The following is a 26,175-nucleotide window of genomic DNA, read 5'->3' as shown; positions in this document are numbered from 1 at the left end:
ACTGGTGGTGAACCGATGCTGCCCGCGAGGCTGGGAGAGGCATGCTGCTGGGACTCACCACCGCGTTGGTCGCCACCGTCTGCTTCGGCTTCGGGGCGGTGTTCCAGGCGCGCGGGGCGCGCTCGGCGCCGCGGGCGGACCGGGTGCGGGCGGGGCTGCTGGCCACGCTGCTGCGGTCCTGGCAGTTCGTCGTCGGCACCCTGCTGGACATCCTCGGCTTCGCGCTGAGCATCGTCGCCCTGCGCAGCCTCCCGCTCTTCCTCGTCCAGGCCGTCACCAATGCCAGCCTGGCGGTCACCGCCCTGGCCGCCGTCTGGCTGCTGGGCGCCCGACTGCGTCGCAGCGACGTCGCAGGCATCCTCGCGGTGGTCATCGGCCTCACCCTGCTGGCCGTCGGTTCCGGCAAGGAGGGCCGCGAGTACGCCCCGGCGGCCTTCCACTGGGCGCTGCTGGCCACCACCGCCGCCATGCTGCTGGCCACCCTGGTTCTGGTCCGTCGGGCGGGCACCGCGGCGGCGGCCGGGCTCGGCCTGCTGGCGGGCGCGGGCTTCGGGGTCACCAGCCTGGCCGTGCGCGTCCTGGACACCTCCGGCCCGGTCGGCATGCTGACCGACCCGGCCGCCTACGCCCTGGTCGTCGGCGGCCTCGGCGGCTACCTCGCCTACGCCCTGGCCCTGCAGCGCGGCACCGTGACGGCCGCGACCGCCGCCGGGACGGTGGCCGAGACCTTCGGCCCGGCCCTGGTCGGGGTGCTCTCGCTGGGGGACGCCGCGCGTCCGGGCTTCGCCTGGTGCGCGCTGACGGGCTTCGCGGTGGCGGTCGGCGGAACGTTCCTGCTCTCCCGGTTCGGCGAACTGGAGGGCGAGTCGGCCGAAGTGTCCACCCGGAGGACGGACACCGAGACGGAGCCCGCCGTCCCGCCCCGGTAGCCCGGACGGCTCTGTCATGCGAAGGTGACTTGCCGGACAAATCGGACGGCGAAAACGCCCACGGAGCGGCAGGTGCGCGATGGCGCAGCAAGTCCAGTCCCGAGCCCGACGGTCGATCCCGACCGAGCGGCCCGTCGCGCTGATCACCGGAGCCTCCTCCGGCATCGGACTCGCCACCGCCACCCGTCTGGCCGACGCCGGATGGCAGACCCTGCTCTCCGGCACCGACCGCGCCCGCCTCGACGCGCTGGCCGAGCGCACCGGCGGGCGCGCCCTGCCCGAGGACCTCAGCAAGCCGGACGGCCCGGCCCGCCTCGCCGAGGCCGCGCTCGCCGAGACCGGCCGGGTGGACGCGCTGATCGCCAGCGCCGGCCTCGGCTGGCGCGGGCCCTTCGCCGAGACGCCCTCCGACATCCTGGACCGGATGATCGAGGTCAACCTCGCCGCCCCGCTGCGCCTGGTCCGCCTGCTGCTGCCCGGCATGCTGGAGCGCCGCCGCGGCCGGATCGTGCTGCTCGGCTCGATGGCCGGCCAGGTCGGCGTGCGTGACGAATCGGGCTACGCCTCGACCAAGGGCGGGCTGACGATGTTCGCCGAGAGCCTCTGGTACGAGCTGCGCGGCACCGGGGTCGGAGTGCGCCTGGTGCTGCCGGGGGCGGTGGACACCCCGTTCTTCGACCGGCGCGGCACTCCGTACCAGCGCGAGCGGCCGCGCCCCGTCTCGGTGGGGCGGGTCGCGGACATCGTGGTCGCCACCATCACCACCGAGCGCGACCGCCTCTACGTTCCGCACTGGCTCGGCTTCCCGGCCCGGATCCACGGCGTCGCACCCGGCGTGTTCCGGCGGATGGCCTCCCGCTTCGGATGAGCCCCCGGGTGACCGCGGCCCTCGCCGTCGCGGCGGGCCTGGAGTTCCTGCACCTCGCCCCGGCGGCGGTCCGCCTCCCGCCGGTGCGCCACACCCTGGCCCGGCGCACCGCCGGATACGGCACCGACCCGGGCCACCTCGCCCTGACCTTCGACGACGGACCCGACCCGCGGAGCACCCCGTACGTCCTCGACGCGCTGGACGAACTCGGCGCCCGCGCCACCTTCTTCCTGCTCGGCGCGATGCTGGACCGCGCCCCCGCGCTAGGCCGTGAACTGGTGCTGCGCGGCCACGAGGTCGCCGTGCACGGCTGGCACCACCGGCCGCAGTGGTACCCGGCTCCGGCCCGCGACCTGCGCGAACTGCGCCGCGCCACCGAAGCGGTGACCGACCTGTGCGGCGCCCGCCCGATCTGGTACCGCCCGCCGTACGGCGTGCTGACCGCCGGCCCAGCCCTGGCCGCCCGCCGCCTCGGCCTGCGCAGCGTGCTGTGGACGGCCTGGGGCCGCGACTGGACGGCCGAGGCCACCGGCGCCTCCGTGTACACCACCGCCCGCCCCGGTCTCAGCGGCGGAGCGACCCTCCTGCTGCACGACTCCGACTGCACCTCCGCCCCCGACTCCTGGCGTGCCACCCTCGCCGCCCTCCCGCTGATCGCCGCCCACTGTCGTGACCGCGCCCTCACCCTCGGCCCGCTGCGCGACCACGCCGTCCCGCCTCTTGCCTCCCGCCAGGGCTAGTTGGGACGATCGGCGAGCCGCGCCCACCGCCGGGGCGGGCGCGCCGACAACGGGGGAGGCACCCATGCCCGACTGGAGCGGCGGACTGGCCCACGCGATCGCGGCGGCCGGCATCGTCACCGCCGCGCTGAGCGGAGTGGCCGCGCCGGACAGCGGCACGGACCCGTCGGCCGTCGAGGCCGGGACCGGTCCGAGCTACTTCAGCAGCGTCGAACCGCAGGACCAGGGCCCGACGTACGTCCTGGCCCAGAACGGTCCGAACTACTTCACCGGCGCCGCACCCCAGGGCCGGGCCTGACGGACGTTCGGGCCACGGACGGCCCGACGTACTTCCGGACCGTCCGGATCTAGGACCCGCGCCAAGCCGGGGCCCTCGCCCGGAGGGCCCCGGCCGACACGGTACGGCGGGCGCGCCCACCACCGGTTCGGCCGCCCTGACCCGGCGCGATCGTCCCCGATCTCCGGCTACCCCAACCCCACCCGCTCCAGCGCCGCCCCGAACCCCTTGCGCCACCCGTCCCGCGAGGCCCCGGCAGACGGCTGGGGCTCCGGCCTGGCCAGTGCCGCGAGCGCGTTGCGGACCACCTCGGCCGGGCGGGCGGTGGCGACATCGGCGTGGCCGAGCTCCAGTTCGTGCTGGAGGTTGTCCCGCCCGTGGCCCTGCACCACGTCGAGCAGCAGCAGCCGCCGCCCGAGCGCCCGGGCCTCGCTGCAGGTGTCGCCGGAGCTGGTGACCACCAGGTCCGCGGCCGCCATCAGCACGGGGACCCGGTCGGTGTAGCCGAAGGGGTGCAGTCGGGGCCGGCTGCGGGCGGCCGCCCGCAGCCGCCGCTCCAGCTCCTGGTTGCGCCCGGCCACCGCGAGCACGTGCGGCCCGGCGGCGGCGAGCGAGGCGGCGGTGCGGGCGATCGGCCCGAGCCCCCAGGAACCGGACATCAGCAGCACGCACCGGGCCTGCGGCGGCACGCCCAGCTCGGCCCGTGCCCCGGCCCGGTCCGGCGGCCGGTAGAACGACTGCCGCAGCGGCGCGGGCAGCACGGCGATGTCGGCGTCCGGCCGGTAGCGGCGCACCGCGCAGGCGGCGACCTCGGAGGTGACCAGGAAGAGGTCGGTGCCCTCCTGCACCCAGAGCCGGTGCGGCGTGACGTCGGTGCAGAACACGAAGTGCCGGAAGTCCCGGTGCGGCAGCCGGTTGACGGCCGAGGTGGCGGTGGCGAACACCGAGACCACCAGCTGCGGCCGTTGCGCCGCGATCAGCTCCCGCAGCGCCGGGACCAACCGGGCGCGGGCCGCCGCGTCGGCGAGCAGGGCGAGCCGCGCGCCCGGGCGCAGCGCCGAGAAGTGGAATGCGTCGTAGACCCCGGGCAGGTCGAGCAGGCGCCGGAAGACGGCCTCCCCGGCCGCGCCGGAGCGTTGCCCGAGCAGGGCCATCGCGTCCACCGTGCGGGTGGTCCAGCCGCGTTCCCGCAGGGTGTCCGCGCAGGCCCGGGCCATCACGTCGTGGCCCTGGCCGAGCGAGCCGGAGACCAGCAGGGCGTGCGGCATCGGGCGGCCCCGGTCAGCCGGCGGCGGACGCGGCGGCGGAGGTGCGGTACCAGTCGGCGTACCGGCGCACGCCGTCGGCGAAGTTGGTCCGCGGAGACCAGCCGAGCAGCCGCTTGGCCTGCGCGGAGGAGATCCGCCGCCCGGTGTAGTCGGCCTTGCGGCCGTCGATGTGTTCGATGGTGACCGGTCCCAGCAACCGGTCGACGGTGTCGGCGATGTCGCGCACCGAGACGGCGGTCGAGCCCTCCAGGGCGAAGGTCTGGTCCTCGGCGGCGGGGGAGAGGGCCCGGACGTGGGCGTCGGCGAGGTCCTCGACGTAGACGAAGTTGCGGCTCTGCCGGCCGTCCCCGGCGATGGTGATCGGCCGCCCGGTCAGCGCCGCCTGGACGAACCGGGCGACGACCAGCTCGTCACGCATCCTCGGGCCGTACGGGATGCCGAAGCGCAGGATGGTGAAGTGCTGCCCGTACAGCTCGCGGTAGCTGTGCACCAGCATCTCGGAGGCGAGCTTGGTGGCCACGTACAGGTGCCCGCTGTGCTCCAGCTCGATCGGCACGTGCTCGTCCAGCTCCTGTTCCTCGCCGTCGAGTTGACCGTCGGTGAGGGCGGCGCCGTAGACCCACACGGTGCTCGCCAGGACGGTGCGGCTCAGGCCGCTGCGCCGGGCGGCCTCCAGGACGGCCTCGGTGCCGTCGATGTTGACGCGCACGGCCCGGACCGGGTCGGCGTAGACCTGCTCGACGTCGGCCATCGCGGCGAGGTGGTAGACCACCTCGCTGCCGGCCAGGGCGGAGGTCAGGGCCGGCAGGTCGAGGACGTCGATCCGGGCGTGCTCGGCGTCGGGGTTGAGGTACTTGTCGGTGGTGTCGACGGCGAGGACCTCGTGGCCGGCCGCGATGAGATGGTCCACGACGTGTGAGCCGATGAACCCGCAGCCACCGGTGACGGCTATCCGCACGGTCTTGCTCCCTTCGCTCCGGCTACCCGGCCATCCGCCGGTGCACCGCCGAGACGGCCTCGATCACCAGCTCCGCCTCGTCCTCGCTCATGTCGGAGTGCACCGGCAGGCAGACCTGCCGCGCGCAGACGTCCTCGGCCACCGGCAGCGGCCCGCCCCGGTAGGGGGCGAGCACCGGCTGCAGGTGCAGCGGGAGGTCGTAGACCTCGCCGGACAGCCGCACGCCGTACTCCTCGGCCACCGCCCGCTTGAACGCGGCGCGGTCGACGCCGGGTGCCAGCAGCGCCACGTACTTGTAGTAGTTGCTGCGGCAGTCGGGCGGTTCGAGCACCGGCTCCAGCCCGTCCACGCCGGTCAGCGCCGCGTCGTAGCGGCGGGCGACGGTGCGGCGGGTCTCGATGAACTCCTTGAGGCGGCGCAGGTGCACCGCGCCGACGGCGGCGTGCAGCTCGCTCATCCGCCAGGAGTAGCCGAGCAGCACGTGGTGGTTGGTGGTGAAGGAACCCTTGCCCTGGTCCCGGTAGATCCTGGCCTCGTCGCGCAGCTCCGGCGACTCGGTGAGGATCATGCCGCCCTCGCCGCTGGTGGTGACCTTGGTCGGGTAGAAGGAGAAGGCCCCGGCCAGGCCGAAGGTCCCGGCGGCGCGGCCGCCCAGGCTGCTGCCGTGGGCGTGCGCGGCGTCCTCGATCAGGGGGATCCCGTGGTGGTCGCAGAGCGCGCGCAGGGCGTCCACCTGCGGGGTGACCAGCCCGCCGATGTGGACGAGTACGACGGCCGCGGTATCCGGGGTGAGGGCGGCGGCCAGGGTCTCGGGGGAGAGCGCGAGGGTGGCCGGGTCGACGTCCGCGAAGACCGGGCGACCGCCTGCGTGGACCACCGCTCCGGCCGTGGCGTAGAACGTGACGGCGGGGACGACCACGTCGCGGCCCCGGACGTCGACCGTGCGCAGGATCACCTCCAGCGCTGCGGTTCCGCTGCTGACCGCGACGGCGTGCGAGGTGCCGTGCTCGGCGGCGAAGGCCTGCTCGAAGCGCTCGGTCCACGGGCCGAGGGTGAGCGCACCGGTGGTGAGCATCTCGGTCACGGCGTCGGCGACGGCCGCGCGGTCGTTCTCGTCGAACACGATGCGGGCGGCTGGAACGCCCATGAGGCACCTCCGGCGGCGGGCTGGGGTCAGCACCGATCGGGATGGATCAGCCCGAACCGTATGGAAACGGTCGGGCCAGGCACATCACGCTACTTCGCCCGGCCGGCCCCGGCCCGTCGTCGCCGCCCGCCCGGGTGACCCCCGCCCGCTCTCGCCTACTCCCGCCGTAGGCCGCCGCCCTACTCCTCGGCTGCCGGGCGGGCGGGCCACCGGATACTCCCGGCGCGGGGCGTGCGCTCCTCCGTACGGGGGACGGCCGTACTGCGTCCGCAGTACGCAAACGGCCTGCGCAGGGACGACGACGGAGTAGGGGTGCGCGATCGAGGATTGGTCATGCTGCGGGCGGACCAGGTCCGCCCTCGTGAACCCGTCCCCTGAAACCCGAACCCGAACCCGAAGGAGTCCGCTCTCCCGTGGCCACGTTCCTGTACCGCCTGGGCCGATGGGCCTTCGTCCGCCGCCGGCTGGTGGCCCTCCTGTGGGTCGCCGTGCTGGCGGTCTGCGGAGTCCTGGCGGCCAAGGCGCCCGCCGCACCCGACGACGGCTTCGCGATGCCCGGCACGGAAGCGCAGAAGGCCTTCGACCTGATGAACGAGCGTTTCCCCGGCGGCCACGCCGACGGAGCCTCGGCCCGCCTGGTGTTCGTCGCGCCCTCCGGCCAGAAGATCACCGCGCAGCCCAACCAGCAGACCGTGGAGAAGACGGTCGCCGAGATCGCCCACGCCGAGCAGGTCACCGGCGCGGTCGACCCGTTCAAGATGCAGGGCGCCGTCTCCAAGGACGGCACGACGGCGTACGCGACGGTCAGCTACTCCGCCAAGGCGGGCGAGCTGTCCAAGGGCGCCACCGACGCCCTCCAGCAGGCCGCCCAGCACGGCCGGGACGCCGGGCTCAAGGTCGAGATCGGCGGCAACGCGCTGATGGCCAAGCCCGAGACGGGCGGCAGCAGCGAGGCGATCGGCATGGCGCTGTCCGCCGTCGTCCTGATGATCACCTTCGGCTCGCTGGTCGCCGCCGGCCTGCCGCTGCTCACCGCCGTGATCGGCGTCGGCCTCGGGATGTCCCTGATCGCCGCGCTCGGCAGCACGCTGGGCCTCTCCTCGACCACCGGCACGTTGGCGATGATGCTCGGCCTCGCGGTCGGCATCGACTACGCGGTCTTCATCGTCTCCCGCTACCGGGCCGAGCTCTCCGAGGGCCGTACGCCGCAGGAGGCGGCCGGCCGGGCGGTCGGCACCGCCGGCTCCGCGGTGGTCTTCGCCGGTCTCACCGTGGTGATCGCCCTCGCCGGGCTCTCCGTGGTCGGCATCCCGATCCTCGCCAAGATGGGCATGGCCGCCGCCGGCACCGTCGTCATCGCCGTGCTGGTCGCGCTCACCCTGGTGCCCGCGCTACTCGGCTTCCTCGGCCGCAAGGTGCTGCCCCGCAAGGTCCGCAAGGCCGAGAAGGCCGGGGGCGGTGCCCAGCCGGCCGGGGCGAAGGAGAACGGCGGCGCCCGCTGGGCCCGCTTCGTGCTGCGCCGCCCGCTCGCGGTGCTGGTGCTCGGCGTGATCGGCCTCGGCGTGCTCGCGGCCCCCGCGCTCGACCTGCGGCTCGGCCTGCCCGGCGACGAGGCCAAGCCCACCTCCACCACCCAGCGCCGCGCCTACGACCTGCTGTCCGAGGGGTTCGGTCCAGGCTTCAACGGCCCGCTGACGGTCCTGGTGGACGTCAAGGGCACCGGGGACCCGAAGGCCGCCGCGGGTGAGGTCGCCAAGACCGTCTCCGGCCTGCCCGGCGTGGTCACGGTGACGCCGCCGATGTTCAACAAGGCGGGGGACACCGCCCTGCTGAACGCCATCCCGGCCACCGGCCCGGCCGAGGCCGCCACCAAGGACCTGGTCCACACCATCCGCGGCCACGCGGCCGGCCTGAAGGCCTCCACGGGGGCGACGGTCCTGGTCAGCGGTACGACGGCGATGAACATCGACGTCTCGCAGAAGCTCACCGACGCGCTGCTGCCCTACCTCGCCGTGGTCGTCGGCCTGGCCGTCCTGCTGTTGCTGGTGGTCTTCCGCTCCGTCCTCGTCCCGCTCAAGGCCGCGCTCGGCTTCCTGCTCTCGGTGGCCGCCGCGCTCGGCGCCGTGGTCGCGGTCTTCCAGTGGGGCTGGCTGGCCGACCTGATCGGCGTGGAGCAGACCGGCCCGGTGATGAGCATGATGCCGATCTTCATGATCGGTGTGGTCTTCGGCCTGGCCATGGACTACGAGGTGTTCCTGGTCACCCGGATCCGCGAGGCCTTCGTGCACGGGGAGCAGCCCGGCGAGGCCATCGTCACCGGCTTCCGGCACAACGCCCGGGTGGTCACCGCCGCCGCCTTCATCATGATCTCCGTCTTCGCGGGCTTCATCGGGATGAGCGAGCCGATGATCAAGATGATGGGCCTGGGGCTCGCCGCGGCCGTCGCCTTCGACGCCTTCGTGGTCCGGATGACCATCGTCCCGGCCGTCCTCGCCCTGCTCGACCGCCGCGCCTGGTGGCTGCCGCGCTGGCTCGACCGCCTGATACCGGACGTCGACGTCGAGGGCAGCAAGCTGCACACCGTCGCCCCCGAACCGGCCCCGGTCCGCGAGTCGGTCACCGCCTAGGCCCGGCGGAACCGGGCATCGCCCGGCGTCGTCCGGCACGGTCCGGACCAGGCCCCGCCCCGCGGTGGGGCCTGGTGCGGCAGCCGTCGGCTCGGACGCCGGTTCGAGCTCCAACCGTTACCGTTGCTGTCTGAGGCCGTCGCCGGCGCGGCGGCCCCCACCGGCGCACCGCGCCCCACCCGGGGCGCGGCGCGGCACGACCTGGCGGAACCCGGCGAGGGGGCGGCCGGGGCACCCCGATCCGGAGAGCCCGAGCATGAGCGACACCTGGCAGCGCCTGCGCCGCGACCACCCCCGGCTGCTCGACGCCGTCGGCGGCGTGGCCATGATCGCGATCACCGCCCTCGGCGCCACCGTCGACCAGACCACCGGCCACTTCGCCCCGGCGGACCCGGCCACCGGCGTCCTGGCACTGATCGCCGCCACCGCCGTGTTCCTCCACCGCCGCCACCCGCGCGCGGTGGTCGTCGTCACGCTGCTCTGCACCATGCTGCTGACTCCGACCAGCCCCCGGCTCACCCCGATGCTGGCCACCCCCCTCCTGCTCGCGCTCTACTTCCTCGCCGTCCACACCGACCGCTCCACGGCCCTGCGCGCCTCGATCGTCACCGCCGTCCTGCTCACCGGGATGTCCCTGCTGGCCGGCCCCGGCGGCCCGATCGGCGAGAGGATCGGCGTCCTCGCCTGGGCCCTGCTACCCGGCGCCCTCGGCGACTCCATCCGCAACCGCCGCGCCCAGCTCGCCGAGATCGAGCAGCGCGCCGAACACGCCGAGCGCACCCGTGAGGAGGAGGCTCGCCGCCGGGTCGCCGACGAGCGGATCCGGATCGCCCGCGACCTGCACGACGTCGTCGCCCACCACATCGCCCTCGCCAACGCCCAGGCCGGCATCGCCGTCCACCTCATGGACACCCACCCGGTCCAGGCCCGCGAGGTGCTCAGCCACATCACCGACGCCACCGGCTCCGCCCTCCAAGAGCTGCGCGCCACCGTGGGCCTGCTGCGCCGCGCCGAGGAGCCAGCCCCGCTGGAACCCACCCCAGGCCTCGACCGGCTGCCCGAGCTGATCAACACCTTCGAGCGGGCCGGCCTGCCGGTCCAGCTCGCCGTCGAGGGCGAAGCCCGGCCGCTGTCGCCCGGCGTTGACCTCACCGCGTTCCGGATCGTCCAGGAGTCGCTGACCAACGTCGCCAAGCACGCCCACGGCGCCGACGCCGAGATCACCCTCTCCTACAGCGGCAGCCGGGTCGCCGTCAGCGTCGCCAACGGCTGCCCGCCCGCCAACGGCCGCCCCCGCGCCGTCCTGCTGCCCCAGCCCGCCCCGGGCGAGAGCGGCTTCGGCCTGATCGGCATGCGCGAGCGGGCGGGCGCGGTCGGTGGCCGGCTCACCGCCGACCGGCAGCCCGACGGCGGTTTCCTGGTCCTCGCCGAGCTGCCGCTGCGCACCGGGGCCCGGGACGACGGCGCCGCACGGGCGGAGGAGGCCGCCCGGCCCGACGGCGCCGCGCGGCCCGAGGAGCCGGACCGCCCCGGCAAGCCGGCCCGACCCGCCCCCGCCGTCCGACGGGACTGCTCGGTGCTGCCCGACCGCTTCACCCGCCCCGACCGCGCCGTCCGACAAGATCGCACCATCCGAAAGGACAACGACCGCACATGACCATCCGCGTGCTGCTCGCCGACGACCAGGCCCTGCTGCGCGGCGCCTTCCGGGTGCTGATCGACGCGGAGGAGGACATGGAGGTGGTCGGCGAGGCCGCCGACGGCCGGGAGGCGGTGGAACTCGCCCGGGCCACCAAGCCCGACATCGTTCTGATGGACATCCGGATGCCCGGCGCCGACGGCCTCGGCGCCACCGCCGAGATCTGCGGCGACGAGGAGCTGTCCGGCACCAGGGTGCTCATCCTCACCACCTTCGAGATCGACGAGTACGTGGCCCAGGCGCTGCGCGCGGGCGCCGGGGGCTTCCTCGGCAAGGGCGCCGACCCGAAGGAACTGCTCGCCGCCGTCCGGACCGTCGCGGCCGGTGACGCCCTGCTCTCGCCCGCCGCCACCCGGGCCGTGATCGACCAGTTCCTCGCCCAGCCCGGCCCGGCCGCCGTCGCCCCCGCCGAACGGCTCGCCGTGCTGACCGCCCGCGAGCGCGAGGTGATGTCCATGGCCGCCACCGGGCTCACCAACGAGGAGATCGCCGAGCGGATGTTCGTCAGTCCGTTCACCGTCCGTACTCATGTGCACCGGGCGATGTCCAAGCTCGACGCCCGCGACCGTGCCCAACTCGTCGCGATCGCCTACCAGTCGGGGCTGGTCCCGCCCGGTCGTCCGTCCTGACGGTCGATCACCATGGGGTCCGGCTCCGGCCGTTCACCGCCGTCAAGGACTGAACCTTCGTCAAAGGCTGACCCCGCAAGCAGTTCAAGGTTCCACCTGTCCTGAAACAACCTCCGAACGGGTGTATCAGCGAGTAGTCTGCCGATGACTCAGAATGAGGAGGATGTCGGTGGAAACGAAGGACACGGCCGGCGAGGTGCGGATTCTCCAGCCGTTGCCCGGTCGCGCGGAAGACGGGTCGCAGGCGTTCGAGCTGCGGCTCGCGCGACTGCTCCTCCTGCTCGGGGCCGAGGTCGCGCCGGGCGCGGACTATCCGGGCGCGGCCCGTTGGGAGGTCCACAAGGCGCTCGCCGGGCGGTCCGAGCTGCCCGAGGAGTACTTCGAGGCGCTGATGGAGGCTGCGGTCCACGACCCCAACCCGAGCTTCAACCGCCGTTTCGTCGAGCCCGCCCTGATCGCCTTCGGTCAGCGCCGGGTCCGCCTGGCCCTGCTCGGCTACCTGCAGACCGGCACCGACCCGGAGCGCGCCGGTGCCGCCCGGGCCTGGTACTGGACGGCCCTGTCGGTCGTCGGCGGCCGCAACGCGACCGCCGACGAGGGCGCGACCGTCCGGGACAGCTGGAACGAGGCCGCGCTGCGGGAGTTCGTCGCCAACGAGGACATCGACGTCCGCCGCTGCATCCTCCCCGGCCTCCCGCTGGTGCCGCGCGCCTACCCGGCGGAGCTGCACGCCTTGGTCGAGGCGGCCGTGGCGATCGCCCGGTCGCACCCGGACGAGTACATCCGCCACCGTGTCGAGGTCCAGACCGGCCTCTGAGCTTCGGGTACGCCCGCTCCGGGTGCGCCCGCCGGTGCCGGTACTTCGTCAGGAAGGCCACGTGGGCGTGCACGGCGAGAGTGCATCTACCTGTGTGGATGTCCTGATACTCGGCCATAGATGAACTTAGGGCTCGCAGAGAATCTACGTGTTGCTTCCCGCTCGGCGACTCGTTGATGTGGGGTCTGCGGATCGCCAGAAGACCACCCGGTCGGACATCGGGAGGCACGCGAGCAACCCCCACCAGGGGAGGAAGCAGGAACCAACCATCACGCCCACGCGCAGCGGTATCGCGCGAAGCGTGGTACGAATCCCCGGCGCTCACGCCGAGGAGCTTGGGAGTCAACATGGCGCCATGACCGAGCGCCCGCCCACCGCCGCTTCGCCCTGCGGCCCCCAGGCCGCCGGACAGCCTAAAGCCCAGGTCAGCGCCTTGCCGCCGAGTGGTCGGGTCACCCCTGTATGTTCCATTCGTCGCGCCGCCGGGCCCGCAGCGGCGCAGGATGGAAGCTCCGGGCTGTGCAGCCGGTGGCAGCCGCGACACGGGAGGTCCGAGGCCGTGGGGATCGCTATGGCAGACATCCGGGAGTGGCGCGGCCACGCCGTGGTCGACGAGAAGGGCCACCGGATCGGCACGCTGGAGTCGGTCTACGTCGAGACGTCCACCGACGAGCCGTTCTTCGCCACCGTCACGGTCGGCGTGATGGGCCGGCGCCGCCTGGCCTTCGTCCCGCTGGAGGGCGCGGTCGCGGGGCCGGGCTACCTACGGGTGCCGTTCCCGAGGGGCAAGGTCAGGCAGGCCCCCGCGATCGGAACCGACGACATCCTGCCGGCCACCGACGAGCCGGCGGTGTTCGCCCACTACGAGCTGCCGTACGCTACCGGCGCCGGAGGCGAACGCCGCCTGGCCCGTCGCTGAGCCCCGCCGAGCCCGTCGCCGGGCCTGCCGCACAGCCCTCCGCTGCGCCCGTCGCCGGGCTCGGCAGCGGCCTCCCCGGCCACCCGGGAATGAATACCCCACCGGGTAGACTTGTCAGTCGACAGTCGATGCGAAAGGCGGCCCGAACATGCAGGTGGACGAGGAGGCGGTCGGCGCGGTCCTGAACCGACTGCGTCGCGCCCAGGGCCAGTTGGCCGGGGTGATCGCGATGATCGAGGCGGGTCGGGACTGCAAGGACGTGGTCACCCAGCTCGCCGCCGTCTCGCGCGCCCTTGACCGGGCGGGGTTCAAGATCGTCGCGAGCGGGATGCGCCAGTGCATGGCGGCCGCCGACGAGGGCGCCTCGCCGATGAGCGAGGCCGAGCTGGAGAAGCTGTTCCTCGCCCTGGCCTGAGTCGGCCCGAGTTTCGGCCGGCGGTACGGCCGACAGCCCGGAGGGCCGCGACGGATCATCCGTCGCGGCCCTCCGCATGTCCTGGCGATGTCCTGACGATGGTTCTGCCACGGAGTTCCCGAACCGCCCGACGCTGCGTCACGCGGCGTTCACACCCTGGTCGCCGGTCTTCGGGTGAATGAGCCCGCCCGCAGTTGTACAGCCAACTGCGGGCGTCTCCCTCCCAGCCTCCGTGACCAGCCGCGTGCGGCCCCGGCACCGTCCCCCGGCGGACCGGGACCGCTGGCGGCGGACAGGACAACCGTGGCCGCAGGCAGCGCCCTGACCCTGACCTCATCCAGCAGCCCCGCCGAAGGCGACCGGCTCGGCTTCCACTGGACCACCGACGCCCCCGACGCCAAGAACTGGATCGGCATCTACGACGGCAGCCGCCGGCCCGGCACCGGCTCCTCGCTGCTGTGGAAGTACACCCCCGGCACCTCGGGCGACGTCCAGCTCGACACCTCCGCGCTGACCGGCGGCCCGTACACCGCCTACCTGCTCGCCAAGGACGGCTACGGCATCCTCGCCCAGACCGCCCCGTTCAGCTTCCGCCCCAAGCCCGCCGTGGTCCGCCCGCACGCCGCCGTGGACTCGTTCACCGCCACGCCCGTCGCCCCGGGCGCGGCCGTGCGGATCAAGCTCGGCGGCCTCTGGTCCCGCCCGGCAGGCAACGCCCCCGGATCCGCCGCCTACCGCAAGCTCGGCGGCGCGGCCTGGGCCTCGGTCGGCGCCGACGGCACGCTCACCGGCACCGCACCCGCCACCCCCGGCCGGAACCCCGAGCTGGTCGTGGTCGGCGTCAAGGACAGCACCGGCGCCACCGACACCGTCACCGTCCTGGTCCCGGTCGCGGACCCGGCCGCCCCGCCCCGGCTCAAGGCCGCCAGCTGGAACCTGCACGACGCCGGTGCCGGCTACGCCGACGCGCTGGAGAAGCAGCTGCGCGTCGTCCTCGCCCAGGGCCTGGACGTGCTCGCCCTGCAGGAGACGGCCGGCGAGCGGGCCAAGACCCTGGCCGACGCGCTCGGCTGGTACGCCCACCAGAGCCCGGGCAGCGTCGGCATCCTCAGCCGCCACCCGCTCACCGACCTCACCCCGGCCACCGCCGAGCTGCCCGCCGTCGCCGCCACCGTCCAGCTGCCCGGCGGCCGCAGCGTCCGCTTCTGGGCCGCGCACCTCGACGAGGCGGGCTACGGCCCGTACGCCGTGCAGGACGGCGGCACCGCCGCCCAGGTGACGGCCGCCGAGAACGCCTCGCCGCGCCTCAAGCAGGCCAAGGCGCTGGCCGAGGCCGTGCACGCGGACCTCGCCCGGCACCTTCCGGTGGTGCTGGCCGGCGCGCTCTCCTCGCCCTCCTACCTGGACTGGACGGCCGTCACCGCCGCCGCCCACAACGGCGTCGGCGCGCTCGACTGGCCGGTCACCGCCGCCCTGCAGGCCGCGGGGCTGACCGACAGCTTCCGCGAGGAGAACCGCGACCCGGTCAAGAACCCGGGCACCACCTGGTCGCCCACCCGCAAGCGGCGCGGCGACCGGCCCGAGCCGCAGGACCGCATCGACTACGTCCAGTACGCCGGCCCGCTGAAGCTGGTCGAGGCGCACACCCTGGTCGCCGACTGGCCGCAGCCCGAGCCGAACGCCGCCACCAACGAGTGGCCCTCCGACACCGCCGCCGCCGTCGCCACCTTCCAGCTCTGAGAGGCCAGTTCGTGATGCCCGAGCTCTCCCGCCGCACCTTCGTCGGCGCCACCGCGGCCGTCGGCGCCACCGCCCTGACCGGCCTGTCCGCCGCCCGGGCCGAAGCCGCCCCCGCCGCCGACGAGCGAACCAGCGCCGCTCTCACCGGCACCATCAAGGACGTCAAGCACGTCGTCGTCCTGATGCAGGAGAACCGCAGCTTTGACCACTACTTCGGCACGCTGGGCGGCGTGCGCGGCTTCGGCGACAAGCAGGCGCTCCAGTTCCCGGACGGCACCGACGTGTTCCGCCAGCCCGACAGCCGCCGCAGCGACGGCGGGGCGATGCTGCCGTACCGGATGGACACCGCCAAGTACAACGCGCAGAACGCCGGCGGCCTCGCCCACGACTGGGCGACCGGCCACCAGGCCATCAACAACGGCGCGATGAACAAGTGGATCGCCGCCAAGGGCGAGCGCACCATGGGCTACTTCACCCGGGACGACATCCCCTACCAGTACGCCCTGGCCGACGCGTTCACCATCTGCGACGCCTACTTCACCTCGCTGGCCGGCCCCACCGACCCCAACCGGCTCTACCTGTGGACCGGTACCGCCGGCCCCGGCCGCGACGGCACCACCGGCCCCTGGATCGACAACACCCCGGTCACCGACAACCCCGTCGCCGACTGGACCACCTACGCCGAGCGCCTGGAGGCGGCCGGCGTCAGCTGGCGCGTCTACCACAACCCCAGCAAGGACGACCGCACCGGCGACTACGACGACAACGCCCTCTCCTACTTCAAGCAGTTCCACAACTTCCCGCACGACGACCCGCGTTACATCAACGCGATGACCAAGTTCGACCCCACCGACTTCGACCGCCACTGCAAGGACGGCACCCTGCCGACGGTCTCCTGGCTGGTCGCGCCCTACCTGTTCTCCGAGCACCCGGAGGCCGGCCCGGCCTACGGCGCGCACTGGGTCAACCAGGCGCTGCAGTCGCTGATGTCCAACCCGGAGGTCTGGCGGCACACCGTCTTCCTGGTCATGTACGACGAGAACGACGGCTACTTCGACCACATGGTCCCGCCCACCCCCGAGCCCGGCACCCCCGAGGAGTTCACCCAGGGGCGCGCCATCGGCCTCGGCAACCGCGTCCCGCTCTGGGTGGTCTCGCCCTGGTCGCGCGGTGGCTGGGTCAACTCCCAGGTGTTCGACCACACCTCGGTGCTGCGCTTCATGGAACTGGTCACCGGCGTGGCCGAGCCCAACATCTCGGCCTGGCGCCGGTCCGTCTGCGGCGACCTCACCAGCTGCTTCGACTTCGCCGCCCCGGACCACTCGCTGCCGAAGCTGCCCGACACCAACGCCCTGATGGCCAGGGCCGACGCGGGTGCCAAGCTGCCGGGCGTCGCCCTCCCGGCGATCGGCGCCCAGTCGATGCCGGTCCAGGAGCGCGGCGAGCGCCCGCACCGCCCGCTGCCGTACCAGCCGTGGGCCGACGTGTCGGTGGACCGCGGGACGGGCAAGGTCAGCTGCGTGATGAGCAACGACGGCTCGGTGGCCTTCCCGTACGCCGTCTACCCGAACATCCTGCTCCCCTTCGCGGGCACCCCGTACACCGTCGCCCCCGGCGCCAGCGCGACGTACGTCTGGGACGCGGCCGCCACCAACGGCCGTTACGACTTCACCGTGCACGGCCCGGACGGCTTCGTGCGCCGCTTCGCCGGCACGGTGGTCCGGGACGGGCAGGACGGGCAGAACGACATCGGTGTGCCGATCGTCACCGCCGACCTGCACGGCAGCCTGAAGCTCACCCTCCAGGTCGCCAACGACGGGATGACCGACGTGGCCTTCACCGCCGCGCCCAACGACTTCGCGGGCAGCGCGCAGACCGTCTGGGTCAAGCCCGGCAAGCAGGTCAACCTGTCCTGGCCGCTGGACAAGCAGGGCCGCTACGACGTCGTCGTCACCGCCCACACCGGCCAGCGCTTCGTGCAGCGGTACGCGGGCTGGGTGCACTGACCGGGGGCCGGCCCGGCCGGGGCGCCGATCCGGTGACCCCCGGCCGTGGCTCGGCCGCCGCGACAGGGCCCGCCGCTACCGTCGGGCGCATGCAGAAAATCACCACCTTCCTCTGGTTCGACGACCGGGCCGAAGAGGCCGCCGTCTTCTACACCTCGCTGTTCCCCGACTCCGGCATCACCCAGGTCACCCGCTACGGCGAGGCCGGCCCAGGCCCGGCCGGCTCGGTGATGACCGTCGAGTTCGAACTCGCCGGCCGGGAGTACACGGCGCTCAACGGCGGCCCCGAGTTCACCTTCACCGAGGCGATCTCGCTCCAGGTGGGGTGCGAGGACCAGCAGGAGATCGACGAACTCTGGGCCAAGCTCACCGCCGACGGCGGCCAGGAGGGCCCGTGCGGCTGGCTCAAGGACCGCTACGGCCTCTCCTGGCAGATCACGCCGCGCGTCCTGCTCGACCTGATCGGCGACCCGGACCGGGCGAAGGCCGACCGCGTGATGGCGACCATGCTGCGGATGCGGAAGATCGAGATCCAGCCGCTGCTCGACGCGGCCAGGGGCTGAGGCCGTGACCGCCTTCAGCCACCGCGGCATCGTCTACCTGCGCGCCACCCCCGAACGGGTCTGGCACGCGCTCACCAACGCCGACGAGTCGGGCCTCTACTGGGGCCACCGCAACGTCTCCACCTGGCTGCCCGGCGCGCCCTGGGAGCACCAGCGCGGCGACGACTCCGGGATCGCCGACGTGATCGGCATCGTCGAGGCCGCCGAGCGCCCGCACCGGTTGGTCACCAGCTGGGCCGGGCCGGAGGAGCAGCGCCCGGCCGGGCCCTCCAGGGTCAGCTTCGACATCCAGGCCTGGCGGGACCTCACCCGGCTCACCGTCACCCACGAGAACCTCGCCGACGAGGCCGAACGGGCGGGCGCCGAACAGGGCTGGTCGGCGGTGCTCTCCAACCTCAAGACCTACCTGGAGACCGGGCACCCGCTGCCGCAGCAGCCCTGGCTGATGCCCTGACGTCCTGATCTCCCGGGCCCGCGGCAGGATCAGCGCCCGGCCTCCGCAGCCGGGCGCTCCGCCTGGGCGGACGTCCGACGGCCGGGTCCCCGCTCGCCCCGGACGTAGCGGCGCAGCCCGGCGAACCGGGAGAACCGCTCGCGGTTCGCCACCGAGGCCCGGTCGAGCTCCTCCATCAGCCGCCGACTGCGGTGCTCCAGGTCCAGTTCGTCCAGGATCCGGTCCACCTCGGCCAGCATCGAGCCGTGTAGCTGCCAGGCCTCCGGGTGCTCCTGGACCCTGCGCAGCAGCACCTGGGCGACGTTCTCCCGGGAGGCCCAGGCCGCCGCCAGTTCGGCGGTCAGCCGCTCCTCGGCCTCCTCGGCGTTGCGGCTCACCTGGGTGGTGACCAGCACCGCGAAGCTGACCATCGCCCCGCCGACGTGCGCCAGCAGCTCCTCCAGCCCGACCGCGACCTCCGGCGGGAAGAGCCGCTCGCCGGGCCCGCGCCGCTTGGCCAGGTCGGTCAGCGAGCGGGCCAGCACCCGGATCACCACCACGCAGATCTCCAGCGTGTCCAGCCCGGTGCGCAGCACCAGCCGGGAGAGCAGCCCCTCGCTGATCCGGGGGTTGAACCGCAGGCTGTCCTCGGCCTGGCGCAGCGCCGCGTCCACCTCGACGATCGCCTGGTCGAGCCGGCGGGCCTCGTGCAGCCGCTCGGCGGCCCGGGCCACCGGGGTGGGGCGGCCCAGCTCCTCCGCGATGTCCAGCAGCAGCTTCCGGGCCCGCCGGGCGAGGTCCTCGATCGACTCCCCGGCGGTGTCGACCCAGACCGGCGGGGCGAAGAGCAGGTTGAACAGCAGGCCGACGGCTGCGCCGATCAGCGTCTCCAGCACCCGGTCCCAGGCCTGCGAGGCCAGCTTGGTGACGCCCAGGATCAGCATCGCGCTGATCGCGACCTCCTGGACGAACTCCTCGACCCGGACGAACCGGCCGATGACCAGGGAGGCCAGGATGATCAGCCCGAGGCTCCACCAGGAGAGCCCGACCACGGCGCTGAAGCCGATCGCGATCAACACCCCGACCACCACCGAGTTGACCCGGCGGATGCTGGTCTTGAGCGTCGAGTAGACGGTGACCTGGACCACCAGCAGCGCGGTCAGCGGAGCCGTCAGCGGCGCGGGCTCACTGCTGAGCCGGGTGGCCACCGCGTAGGCGAGGGTGGCGGCCACGGTGGCCCGCACGGTCTGGACGGCGAAGGGCTCTCGGGCGCCACGGCGGACCAGGGTCGTGAAGGACTCCGGGAGAAGGGCCATGACGGCCTTCTTTCCCCGCAGCCGCCGCTCACACCGCCACCCGGCCGTCCTACTACCCGGATGACCGCGCCGCAGGCGCCGGTCGTTCCGTTCAGCCCATCGGCGTCAGTCGAGCTCGCCGGGTCCGTTCTCGCGGTTGAAGCGCAGCTTCCAGGGCGCGAGCGCGGACTCGACCTGCACCCCGATGCTCATCTTCGAGGCGCCCTCGATCCGCTCCTCGAAGCGGATCGGTACCTCGCGGATGGTCAGCCCGCGCTGGACGACCCGGTAGTTCATCTCGACCTGGAACGAGTAGCCGTTGCTCTGCACGGTCGGCAGGTCGATGGCCCGCAGGGTGGTGGCCCGCCAGGCCTTGAAGCCGGCGGTGGCGTCCCGCACGCCCAGGCCGAGGATCGCGTTGACGTAGAAGTTGGCCCAGGCGGAGAGCGCCTTGCGGTGCCAGGGCCACTCGGCGGCGGTCGAGCCGCCGGGCACGTAGCGGGAGCCGAGCACCACGGCGGTGTCGTCGGTGAGCAGGGCCCGCACCATCGCGGGTATCGCGGAGGCGGGGTGGGAGAGGTCGGCGTCCATCTGGACCACGACGTCGGCGCCCTCGTCCAGGGCACGGGCCATGCCGGCCAGGTAGGCGCGGCCGAGGCCGTTCTTCTCGGTGCGGTGCAGCACGCCCACGGTGCCGCCGGAGTCGGCGGCGAGCTTCTCGGCGATCTCGCCGGTGCCGTCGGGGGAGTTGTCGTCGACCACCAGTAGGTGCAGGTTCTCCAGCGGGAGTTCCGCGAGGAGCCCGGCGAGGACCGGAAGGTTCTCCCGCTCGTTGTACGTGGGGACGACGACAACGACCTTGGGGGAGGCCTCGACCATGTTCTGTTTCCCTTGTGCCCTCGCCGGCGGGCACCCGTGCCGTACCGGTCGGTTGTCCTGGACGACCTTCGCTGCTGTTAGACCGTGTGAGTCTAGCCGGGCCGACGGCCTCCTCCCGCCCGGGGCGTCCGCCGGGGCCGCCCCACCGGGACGCGGAAACCAGTTCGACTGTGACCGGTCGCTGTGACAGGCTTCCGGCTCGTCCCGAACGGCCGACCCGGAGCATTCCTTTGACGATTCGTCGTACCGCCCTGCCCCTCACCGCGCTGCCCGTCACCGCCCTGGCCCTCGCGCTCACGGCCGTCGCGGGCTGCGGCCCGGAGGGTTCGGCGAACCCCGCCGCGAACCCCGCCGCGAGCCCCGCCGTCGGGGCACCCGCGGACGCCGCGGGGGCGTTCGACCCGGAGGTGGCGGTGGCGCACGCCGATCCGGCGCCGTACGCCGCGAGCCTGAAGATGACGACCACGGCGGGCGAGGGGGACGAGCGGGTGCTCATGGACATGAGCGGCCGGGTCAACGTCAACACCCCGACCCTCGGCAGCCACGTGGAGGGGACGACCACCGTCGGCGGGTTCCTGACCCTGAACTCGACGGAGTCGCTGACCGTGGACGGCACCACGTACATGCGCGACAAGGCGAAAGGCACGCCCTGGAAGAAGGCCCCGTCCACCGGGGACGACGGCGCCGACAGCAACCACTACGGCGCGTACGCCAAGGTGCTGCTGGCCGCCGGCCCCTCCGCCCGCAAGGGCATGGAGTCAGAGGGCGGCGTCCCGGTGTTCCACCTGGCCGCGCGCCTGTCGGTGGAGCAGGTGCGCCGCGCGGACCCTTCGAACGCCGATCGGATGGCGTCCAGCGGCGTGGACGGGCTCGACTACCAGCTGTGGATCGACCGGCTCGGCCGCCCGGTGCGGGGCGAGCAGTCGATGACGGTGAACGGAAAGCTGACCGTGGTCAAGGGCGTCTACTCGGACTTCGGCCCGCCGGAGACCTTCGTCCCGCCGATCACGGCGAGCTGAACCGGACTCGCCGGCCGGCCCGCCCGGCCCGCTACGCCGTGCCGTAGACGGCGGCGAGGTTGTCCTGGGCGGGGTGGGTGCGACCGGCCGGTCCGGCGGCGAAGGCGCGCAGGACGTTCTCGGTGGCCTTGCGGACCACGTCCCCGGCGCGCGAGTCGATGTCGTGGTCGGCCTTGCCGCCGCCGGGGCCGCGCGCGTCCAGCGTCTCCACCCAGCGCATCGTCCCGGTGGCGAAGACCCCGGCGCCGCTCGGCACGGTGTAGTACGCGGTGTCGGAGTGGGAGCGGCGGCCCTCGCAGACCACGGGGGAGTGGGCGATGACCTCGATCGGGCGCGGGGTGGGGAAGCCGGTGTCCACCCGGTCGTACTCGACGCCGACCAGGTGCGGGAAGGACGCCCCGGCCGCGACGCCCGTCCCCTCGAAGACCCAGTGCCCGGGCGAGGTGACCACGTACGGGGCGTCCACCGGGTAGCCGTCGTAGATCACGCCGAGCATCGAGCTCTCCGGGTCGGCGCCCGGGCCGGCCCGGAAGTCGGTGGTCGCCGGGGCGCCGGCCTGGTGGCCCGGGTCCTGTGCCCAGGCGTCCTTGTAGCAGACCACCGTGCGGTCCGGGCCGAGCCCGGTGGGCTCGAAGCGGACCCGGCGGTAGCAGCAGTTGGCGCCCAGGATCGCCAGGTTGGTCCCGGCGTCGCGGGCCGCCACCACGTTGGCGCGCTGCTCGGGGGACCAGTACTCGTCGTGGCCGAGCGAGAGGACGGCGCCGGCGCCGTGCAGCAGCCCCGGGTCGCGGGCCACGTCGATCCCGGTGGTGTAGGCGAGCGGCAGCCCGAGCCGCTCGGCGAGGGCGATCAGCGGCGCCTCGTAGACCAGGAACAGCCCGGCGCCGTGGTCGTAGTCGTACGGCCGGTCGAAGACGACCCGCAGCGAGCGGGTGTCGAGGGTTCCGGTCGGGCCGTTGTAGAGGCTGTAGCCGCCCCACTCGTTGTAGGCCTGCCAGGTCGCCGGGGCGCTCATGACCACGGTCTTTCCGGCGGTGTTCGCCGAGCGGACGGTGAGCGGGACGTAGCGGCGGCCGGGGCCGCCCTCGACGTCCAGCCGCAGCAGGTAGGCGCCCTCGGGCCAGTCGGCGGTGTCCACGGCGAGGGTGCGCTGCCAGTCGGTCAGCACGGTGCGGGTGCTCTGGTCGACGTGCGGCGCGGCCTGCTTGGCGCCGGGGACGTGCTCGCGGCGCCAGACCAGGCGGGCGCGGGCGCCGTCGTACCAGCCCATCCGGTACGCGGAGACGGTGAAGGCGGAGGCGCCGGTGGAGACGTGCAGGCCGAAGGACTCGCCGGGCAGCACGCTGACCCGGTCGGCGAAGCCCTCGATGGCGTCGGCCGGGCCGGGGTCGGTGATCTCCCAGTCGGGGTTGCCGGGCTGGGACTGTTCGCTCTTCAGACCGACGTGCTGGACGGTGGTGGGCTCGGCCGTGCGCGGGGTGCCCTGGGAGTCGGGAGAAGGGTCCGGGGCCCCGTCCGGGTGGCGGGTCCCGCAGGAGGTGACGGCGGCCGCCATCAGTCCCATGCCCAGAATCCCCCGTCGGCTCGGTTCCGCCACCGCGGCCTCCTCGTCATCCGTCGCTGCGCGCCCAGGGCACGTCAACCCCGCGGGGTCGCGTCAACCCCGTGCATCAATCCCATGCGTCAACGCGCGCGGACATCCTCACCCGTTTCGGGCAGTTCATGCCGACCGCCGCGCCGGGACCTCGACCGCGGCCGGACGGGCGGCCGCGACCCCGGAGGGCCGTACGGGCGCACCGTGGCGTGTTGGCCCGCGCGGTTCCCGGGCCGTCGAGGCCAGGTCACCTAGCCTGACCAGGCCCGCCGTCCGGCGGCCACCAGGGGGTCCGGAGCCGCGCGCGGCAGGCTGAAGTCATGGACAGGGGTGTACGTGGTCTCGTCGGGTTCGGCCGAACCGGGAATGGCTCCTCCGACGCGGGGCGCGAGGTTCCGGGCGTGGATGCTGGAAGGCCTGTCGGACATGGCCAAGCAGCACCCCGGCCCGCACGCCCAGGCGCCGCACGAGAAGGGCCAGCGCTGGTGGCGGGTGATGTGCCTGACCGGCCTGGACTACTTCTCCACGCTCGGCTACCAGCCCGGCATCGCCGCCCTGGCGGCCGGCCTGGTCTCACCGCTGGCGACCATCGTGCTGGTGGTAGTCACCCTGCTGGGCGCGCTGCCGGTCTACCGGCGGGTGGCCCAGGAGAGCCCGCACGGCGAGGGTTCCATCGCGATGCTGGAGCGGCTGCTGTCGTTCTGGCAGGGCAAGCTCTTCGTGCTGACCCTGCTCGGGTTCGCGGCCACCGACTTCATGATCACCATCACCCTGTCGGCCGCCGACGCCACCGCGCACCTGGTGGAGAACCCGCACCTGACCAGCATGCTCAGCGGCAAGCAGGTGATGCTCACGCTGATCATGGTCGCCCTGCTCGGCGGGGTCTTCCTCAAGGGCTTCAGCGAGGCGATCGGCCTGGCCGTCTTCCTGGTCGGGATCTACCTCGCGCTCAACGTCGTGGTGGTGGTGAACGGGCTCTGGCACGTGCTCAAGGCCCCGCACGTGTTCAGCGACTGGACGGACGCGCTCACCGTCCAGCACGGTAACGCCCTCGCGATGATCGGCGTCGCGCTGACCGTCTTCCCGAAGCTGGCCCTCGGCCTGTCCGGCTTCGAGACCGGCGTCGCGGTGATGCCGCACATCGAGGGCGACCCGGACGACACCGAGGAGAAGCCCACCGGCCGGATCCGGGGTGCGCGCAAACTGCTCACCACCGCCGCCGCGATCATGAGCGTCTTCCTGATCACCACCAGCTTCATCACCACGCTGCTCATCCCGGCCGACGCCTTCAAGAAGGGTGGCGAGGCCAACGGGCGGGCGCTCGCCTACCTCGCCCACCAGAACCTCGGCAGCGCCTTCGGAAGCGTCTACGACCTGTCCACCATCGCCATCCTCTGGTTCGCCGGCGCCTCCGCGATGGCCGGGCTGCTCAACCTGATGCCGCGCTACCTGCCCCGCTACGGCATGGCGCCGCACTGGGCGCGCGCCGTGCGGCCGACCGTCATCGTGCTCACCCTGATCGCCTTCCTGGTCACCTGGATCTTCGACGCCAATGTGGACGCCCAGGGCGGCGCGTACGCGACCGGTGTGCTGGTGCTGATCAGCTCGGCCGCCATCGCCGTCACCATCGCCGCCCACAAGGCCGGGCAGCGCGGCTGGACGATCGGCTTCGCCGTGATCGCGGCGGTGTTCCTCTACACCACGGCTGCGAACATCGCCGAGCGGCCGGACGGCGTCAAGATCGGCGCCTGCTTCATCACGGGCATCATGCTGGTCTCCTTCGCCTCCCGGCTCAAGCGGGCCTTCGAGCTGCGCGTCACCGACGTGGTGCTGGACGATGTGGCGGAGCGGTTCGTCCGGGACTACATGCACCGCCCGCTACGGCTGATCGCCAACGAGCCGAACAGCCGGGACCTCGCCGAGTACCGCGACAAGCTCCGCCAGATCCGCAAGGACAACGACATCCCGGCCGAGGACGACCTGGTCTTCGTCGAGGTCACCGTGCTCGACCCGTCCGACTTCGAGGCCGCACTGACCGTGCGCGGTGAGGTGCTGCACGACCGCTACCGCGTGCTGTCACTGCAGAGCTCCAGCGTGCCCAACGCGCTGGCCGCGCTTCTGCTGCAGGTGCGGGACCTCACCGGGCAGCAGCCGCACATCTACTTCGAGTGGACCGAGGGCAACCCCTTCGCCCAGTTCCTGCGGTTCTTCCTGTTCGGGCAGGGTGAGATCGCGCCGGTCACCCGCGAGGTGCTCCGCGAGGCCGAGCCGGACCGCACCCGGCGGCCCGCGGTCCACGTGGGCTGAGCCGGTTCGGTCCTCCATCCGTCCGACGGCCGCCGGGTCAGCGGGGCGGGCGGGACTTGGTCCAGGCGGGCGCGACGAAGGCCACCAGGACGACGGCGAAGCCGAGTTGGAGGATGTGGCGGATCCAGTCGATGCCCGAGGTGTGGCGGACGCCGATCCAGCCGGAGACGGCGTTGCCGAGCCAGGCCCCGGCGGCGCCGAGCAGCATGGTCAGCCACCACGGGATCGACTGGGGCCCGCGCAGGATCAGCTTGGCGAGCATGCCCAGCACGAAGCCGATGAGCAGAATCCACAGGAGCTGGAACATCGCGGTCCACCTTCCCGACGCGGCCGACGGGCACCGGCGCGCCGAATCGCCGAAGACGCGGTTCGTCCCATGATCACCCGGTTCGGCCGAACGGGCATGTCGGCTGGGGATGCCGCGGGCCGGGGTGGAACGAGGTGGGGCGGGAAGCCGGCCGGTCTTCGTCGGGAAGGGTCGAGAACGCGCCGCCGGTGGGGCCGGAAACGCACTGTTCGAAGGGTTATTCGTACCGGTAGGAATGGGCTCTGGCGCGGACAGGCCGCGTCACCCGAGAGGAGCCGCTCCCGTGACCCGACTTCGTGCCGCCGTCCTCACCCTCGGCTGTACCGCCGCCGCCCTCACCCTGACCATGGGCACCGCCCAGGCGGCGCCCGGCGACACCAGCACCGTCTGCTCCTCCTCGCTGACCCCGGGCGGTTCCGTGGACGTCCAGTGGTGGAACAGCGCCGGCTGCGGCTCCGGGTTCAACCCGAACACCAAGAAGATCATGCAGCTCACCGGCTACCCGGTCGGCACCGTGGTCAACGCCTGCGCGTCCACCTGGCCGCCGGCCGGCTGGACGATCGTCAGCAGCTTCTACAGCTCCGGCTGCCAGTACTCCTCCGTGCCGAGCTTCAACAACAACTCCTGGCAGCTGAAGCGCGTTTCCTGACGGCCTCCGACAGAGCCGGGTCGGGGGGGGGGGGGGGGGGGGGGGGGGGGGAAGGGGAAAGCAAAGGACAGGCGAGAATCGGCGGAGGGG

At 73.3% G+C, this 26,175-nt stretch carries 24 protein-coding genes; 17 read left to right on the top strand and 7 right to left on the bottom strand.

Annotation, left to right across the window (positions count from 1 at the left end):
* Window positions 1-41: 41 nt before the first annotated feature.
* From ACFQ87_RS08770 to ACFQ87_RS08755, 4 genes are all read left to right on the top strand, one after another.
* Window positions 42-929 carry a DMT family transporter gene (locus tag ACFQ87_RS08770; protein ID WP_380609893.1) on the top strand — a complete coding sequence of 296 codons (888 nt, stop codon included), beginning with the start codon at window positions 42-44 and terminating at the stop codon, window positions 927-929.
* A 79-nt stretch (window positions 930-1,008) separates the two neighbouring features.
* Window positions 1,009-1,797: an SDR family NAD(P)-dependent oxidoreductase gene (locus ACFQ87_RS08765; protein ID WP_380609892.1), complete on the top strand. Its 789-nt coding sequence runs from the start codon at window positions 1,009-1,011 to the stop codon at window positions 1,795-1,797.
* 8 nt (window positions 1,798-1,805) lie between these two features.
* The gene (locus ACFQ87_RS08760) at window positions 1,806-2,537 is read left to right on the top strand and encodes a polysaccharide deacetylase family protein (protein ID WP_380609891.1); all 732 of its coding nucleotides are present in this window, start codon (window positions 1,806-1,808) and stop codon (window positions 2,535-2,537) included.
* 64 nt (window positions 2,538-2,601) lie between these two features.
* On the top strand, window positions 2,602-2,835 hold the full coding sequence (locus ACFQ87_RS08755) for a hypothetical protein (RefSeq protein ID WP_380609890.1): 234 nt from the start codon (window positions 2,602-2,604) through the stop codon (window positions 2,833-2,835).
* Between the two features lie 167 nt (window positions 2,836-3,002).
* On the opposite strand, the gene ACFQ87_RS08750 is transcribed toward ACFQ87_RS08755, so the two are convergent.
* The 3 genes from ACFQ87_RS08750 to ACFQ87_RS08740 are packed head-to-tail and all read right to left on the bottom strand — an operon-like array spanning window position 3,003 to window position 6,187.
* Complete coding sequence (locus ACFQ87_RS08750; protein ID WP_380609889.1) at window positions 3,003-4,082, bottom strand: hypothetical protein; 1,080 nt, start codon at window positions 4,080-4,082, stop codon at window positions 3,003-3,005.
* A gap of 13 nt (window positions 4,083-4,095) precedes the next feature.
* Window positions 4,096-5,040 carry an NAD-dependent epimerase/dehydratase family protein gene (locus tag ACFQ87_RS08745; protein WP_380609888.1) on the bottom strand — a complete coding sequence of 315 codons (945 nt, stop codon included), beginning with the start codon at window positions 5,038-5,040 and terminating at the stop codon, window positions 4,096-4,098.
* Between the two features lie 22 nt (window positions 5,041-5,062).
* Window positions 5,063-6,187 (bottom strand): DegT/DnrJ/EryC1/StrS family aminotransferase, encoded by a 1,125-nt coding sequence (locus ACFQ87_RS08740; protein ID WP_380609887.1) that lies wholly within the window; start codon window positions 6,185-6,187, stop codon window positions 5,063-5,065.
* Window positions 6,188-6,600: 413 nt separating this feature from the next.
* Here ACFQ87_RS08740 and ACFQ87_RS08735 point away from each other — a divergent pair, with 413 nt between their 5' ends.
* The 10 genes from ACFQ87_RS08735 to ACFQ87_RS08690 all read left to right on the top strand — a co-directional run bounded on the left by ACFQ87_RS08735 (window position 6,601) and on the right by ACFQ87_RS08690 (window position 18,056).
* The gene (locus tag ACFQ87_RS08735) at window positions 6,601-8,814 is read left to right on the top strand and encodes an MMPL family transporter (RefSeq protein WP_380609886.1); all 2,214 of its coding nucleotides are present in this window, start codon (window positions 6,601-6,603) and stop codon (window positions 8,812-8,814) included.
* Between the two features lie 256 nt (window positions 8,815-9,070).
* Entirely contained in the window at window positions 9,071-10,471 is a 1,401-nt protein-coding gene (locus ACFQ87_RS08730; protein WP_380609885.1) for a sensor histidine kinase, read from the top strand.
* Window positions 10,468-11,142: a response regulator gene (locus ACFQ87_RS08725; protein WP_380609884.1), complete on the top strand. Its 675-nt coding sequence runs from the start codon at window positions 10,468-10,470 to the stop codon at window positions 11,140-11,142. Before ACFQ87_RS08730 ends, ACFQ87_RS08725 begins: the two co-directional genes overlap by 4 nt.
* A gap of 163 nt (window positions 11,143-11,305) precedes the next feature.
* Entirely contained in the window at window positions 11,306-11,959 is a 654-nt protein-coding gene (locus ACFQ87_RS08720; protein ID WP_380609883.1) for a hypothetical protein, read from the top strand.
* A 571-nt stretch (window positions 11,960-12,530) separates the two neighbouring features.
* Window positions 12,531-12,878: a PRC-barrel domain-containing protein gene (locus ACFQ87_RS08715; RefSeq protein WP_380609882.1), complete on the top strand. Its 348-nt coding sequence runs from the start codon at window positions 12,531-12,533 to the stop codon at window positions 12,876-12,878.
* A gap of 148 nt (window positions 12,879-13,026) precedes the next feature.
* Complete coding sequence (locus ACFQ87_RS08710; protein ID WP_188301031.1) at window positions 13,027-13,293, top strand: metal-sensitive transcriptional regulator; 267 nt, start codon at window positions 13,027-13,029, stop codon at window positions 13,291-13,293.
* 303 nt (window positions 13,294-13,596) lie between these two features.
* Window positions 13,597-15,033 (top strand): endonuclease/exonuclease/phosphatase family protein, encoded by a 1,437-nt coding sequence (locus ACFQ87_RS08705; protein WP_380609881.1) that lies wholly within the window; start codon window positions 13,597-13,599, stop codon window positions 15,031-15,033.
* Window positions 15,034-15,047: 14 nt separating this feature from the next.
* Window positions 15,048-17,039, top strand: a complete 1,992-nt coding sequence (locus ACFQ87_RS08700; RefSeq protein WP_380609880.1) for a phosphocholine-specific phospholipase C — start codon at window positions 15,048-15,050, stop codon at window positions 17,037-17,039.
* Between the two features lie 89 nt (window positions 17,040-17,128).
* Window positions 17,129-17,602, top strand: a complete 474-nt coding sequence (locus ACFQ87_RS08695; protein ID WP_380609879.1) for a VOC family protein — start codon at window positions 17,129-17,131, stop codon at window positions 17,600-17,602.
* A 4-nt stretch (window positions 17,603-17,606) separates the two neighbouring features.
* On the top strand, window positions 17,607-18,056 hold the full coding sequence (locus ACFQ87_RS08690) for an SRPBCC family protein (RefSeq protein ID WP_380609878.1): 450 nt from the start codon (window positions 17,607-17,609) through the stop codon (window positions 18,054-18,056).
* A gap of 29 nt (window positions 18,057-18,085) precedes the next feature.
* Here ACFQ87_RS08690 and ACFQ87_RS08685 read toward each other — a convergent pair whose 3' ends face one another.
* Together ACFQ87_RS08685 and ACFQ87_RS08680 are read right to left on the bottom strand one after the other, a co-directional pair.
* A complete protein-coding gene (locus ACFQ87_RS08685) occupies window positions 18,086-19,351 on the bottom strand; it encodes an aromatic acid exporter family protein (RefSeq protein WP_380609877.1) in 1,266 nt (421 codons plus the stop codon).
* Between the two features lie 105 nt (window positions 19,352-19,456).
* Complete coding sequence (locus ACFQ87_RS08680; protein WP_380609875.1) at window positions 19,457-20,209, bottom strand: polyprenol monophosphomannose synthase; 753 nt, start codon at window positions 20,207-20,209, stop codon at window positions 19,457-19,459.
* A 230-nt stretch (window positions 20,210-20,439) separates the two neighbouring features.
* Between ACFQ87_RS08680 and ACFQ87_RS08675 the strand changes: the two genes are divergently transcribed.
* Entirely contained in the window at window positions 20,440-21,228 is a 789-nt protein-coding gene (locus ACFQ87_RS08675) for a hypothetical protein (protein ID WP_380609874.1), read from the top strand.
* A gap of 31 nt (window positions 21,229-21,259) precedes the next feature.
* Here the strand turns inward: ACFQ87_RS08675 and ACFQ87_RS08670 are convergent, their stop codons facing one another.
* On the bottom strand, window positions 21,260-22,792 hold the full coding sequence (locus tag ACFQ87_RS08670; RefSeq protein WP_380609873.1) for a N,N-dimethylformamidase beta subunit family domain-containing protein: 1,533 nt from the start codon (window positions 22,790-22,792) through the stop codon (window positions 21,260-21,262).
* Window positions 22,793-23,188: 396 nt separating this feature from the next.
* Between ACFQ87_RS08670 and ACFQ87_RS08665 the strand changes: the two genes are divergently transcribed.
* Window positions 23,189-25,129 (top strand): amino acid transporter, encoded by a 1,941-nt coding sequence (locus ACFQ87_RS08665; protein WP_380609872.1) that lies wholly within the window; start codon window positions 23,189-23,191, stop codon window positions 25,127-25,129.
* 37 nt (window positions 25,130-25,166) lie between these two features.
* Here the strand turns inward: ACFQ87_RS08665 and ACFQ87_RS08660 are convergent, their stop codons facing one another.
* On the bottom strand, window positions 25,167-25,436 hold the full coding sequence (locus tag ACFQ87_RS08660) for a GlsB/YeaQ/YmgE family stress response membrane protein (protein ID WP_380609871.1): 270 nt from the start codon (window positions 25,434-25,436) through the stop codon (window positions 25,167-25,169).
* A 283-nt stretch (window positions 25,437-25,719) separates the two neighbouring features.
* Between ACFQ87_RS08660 and ACFQ87_RS08655 the strand changes: the two genes are divergently transcribed.
* Entirely contained in the window at window positions 25,720-26,085 is a 366-nt protein-coding gene (locus ACFQ87_RS08655) for a hypothetical protein (protein WP_380609870.1), read from the top strand.
* Window positions 26,086-26,175: the final 90 nt, after the last annotated feature.

This window comes from Kitasatospora sp. NPDC056531 (assembly GCF_042794375.1).
In the GTDB taxonomy this organism is placed as follows: domain Bacteria; phylum Actinomycetota; class Actinomycetes; order Streptomycetales; family Streptomycetaceae; genus Kitasatospora.
This window is presented reverse-complemented; position numbering and strand designations above follow the sequence as displayed.

What these genes read in the sequence shown, in the direction of transcription:
- ACFQ87_RS08750 (WP_380609889.1), bottom strand. Translation starts at nt 4,082, where the DNA reads ATGCCGCACGCCCTGCTGGTCTCCGGCTCGCTCGGCCAGGGCCACGAC.
- ACFQ87_RS08685 (WP_380609877.1), bottom strand. Translation starts at nt 19,351, where the DNA reads ATGGCCCTTCTCCCGGAGTCCTTCACGACCCTGGTCCGCCGTGGCGCC.
- ACFQ87_RS08695 (WP_380609879.1), top strand. Translation starts at nt 17,129, where the DNA reads ATGCAGAAAATCACCACCTTCCTCTGGTTCGACGACCGGGCCGAAGAG.
- ACFQ87_RS08665 (WP_380609872.1), top strand. Translation starts at nt 23,189, where the DNA reads ATGGCTCCTCCGACGCGGGGCGCGAGGTTCCGGGCGTGGATGCTGGAA.
- ACFQ87_RS08715 (WP_380609882.1), top strand. Translation starts at nt 12,531, where the DNA reads ATGGCAGACATCCGGGAGTGGCGCGGCCACGCCGTGGTCGACGAGAAG.
- ACFQ87_RS08770 (WP_380609893.1), top strand. Translation starts at nt 42, where the DNA reads ATGCTGCTGGGACTCACCACCGCGTTGGTCGCCACCGTCTGCTTCGGC.
- ACFQ87_RS08730 (WP_380609885.1), top strand. Translation starts at nt 9,071, where the DNA reads ATGAGCGACACCTGGCAGCGCCTGCGCCGCGACCACCCCCGGCTGCTC.
- ACFQ87_RS08740 (WP_380609887.1), bottom strand. Translation starts at nt 6,187, where the DNA reads ATGGGCGTTCCAGCCGCCCGCATCGTGTTCGACGAGAACGACCGCGCG.
- ACFQ87_RS08725 (WP_380609884.1), top strand. Translation starts at nt 10,468, where the DNA reads ATGACCATCCGCGTGCTGCTCGCCGACGACCAGGCCCTGCTGCGCGGC.
- ACFQ87_RS08765 (WP_380609892.1), top strand. Translation starts at nt 1,009, where the DNA reads ATGGCGCAGCAAGTCCAGTCCCGAGCCCGACGGTCGATCCCGACCGAG.
- ACFQ87_RS08660 (WP_380609871.1), bottom strand. Translation starts at nt 25,436, where the DNA reads ATGTTCCAGCTCCTGTGGATTCTGCTCATCGGCTTCGTGCTGGGCATG.
- ACFQ87_RS08680 (WP_380609875.1), bottom strand. Translation starts at nt 20,209, where the DNA reads ATGGTCGAGGCCTCCCCCAAGGTCGTTGTCGTCGTCCCCACGTACAAC.
- ACFQ87_RS08700 (WP_380609880.1), top strand. Translation starts at nt 15,048, where the DNA reads ATGCCCGAGCTCTCCCGCCGCACCTTCGTCGGCGCCACCGCGGCCGTC.
- ACFQ87_RS08670 (WP_380609873.1), bottom strand. Translation starts at nt 22,792, where the DNA reads ATGGGACTGATGGCGGCCGCCGTCACCTCCTGCGGGACCCGCCACCCG.
- ACFQ87_RS08710 (WP_188301031.1), top strand. Translation starts at nt 13,027, where the DNA reads ATGCAGGTGGACGAGGAGGCGGTCGGCGCGGTCCTGAACCGACTGCGT.
- ACFQ87_RS08720 (WP_380609883.1), top strand. Translation starts at nt 11,306, where the DNA reads ATGTCGGTGGAAACGAAGGACACGGCCGGCGAGGTGCGGATTCTCCAG.
- ACFQ87_RS08755 (WP_380609890.1), top strand. Translation starts at nt 2,602, where the DNA reads ATGCCCGACTGGAGCGGCGGACTGGCCCACGCGATCGCGGCGGCCGGC.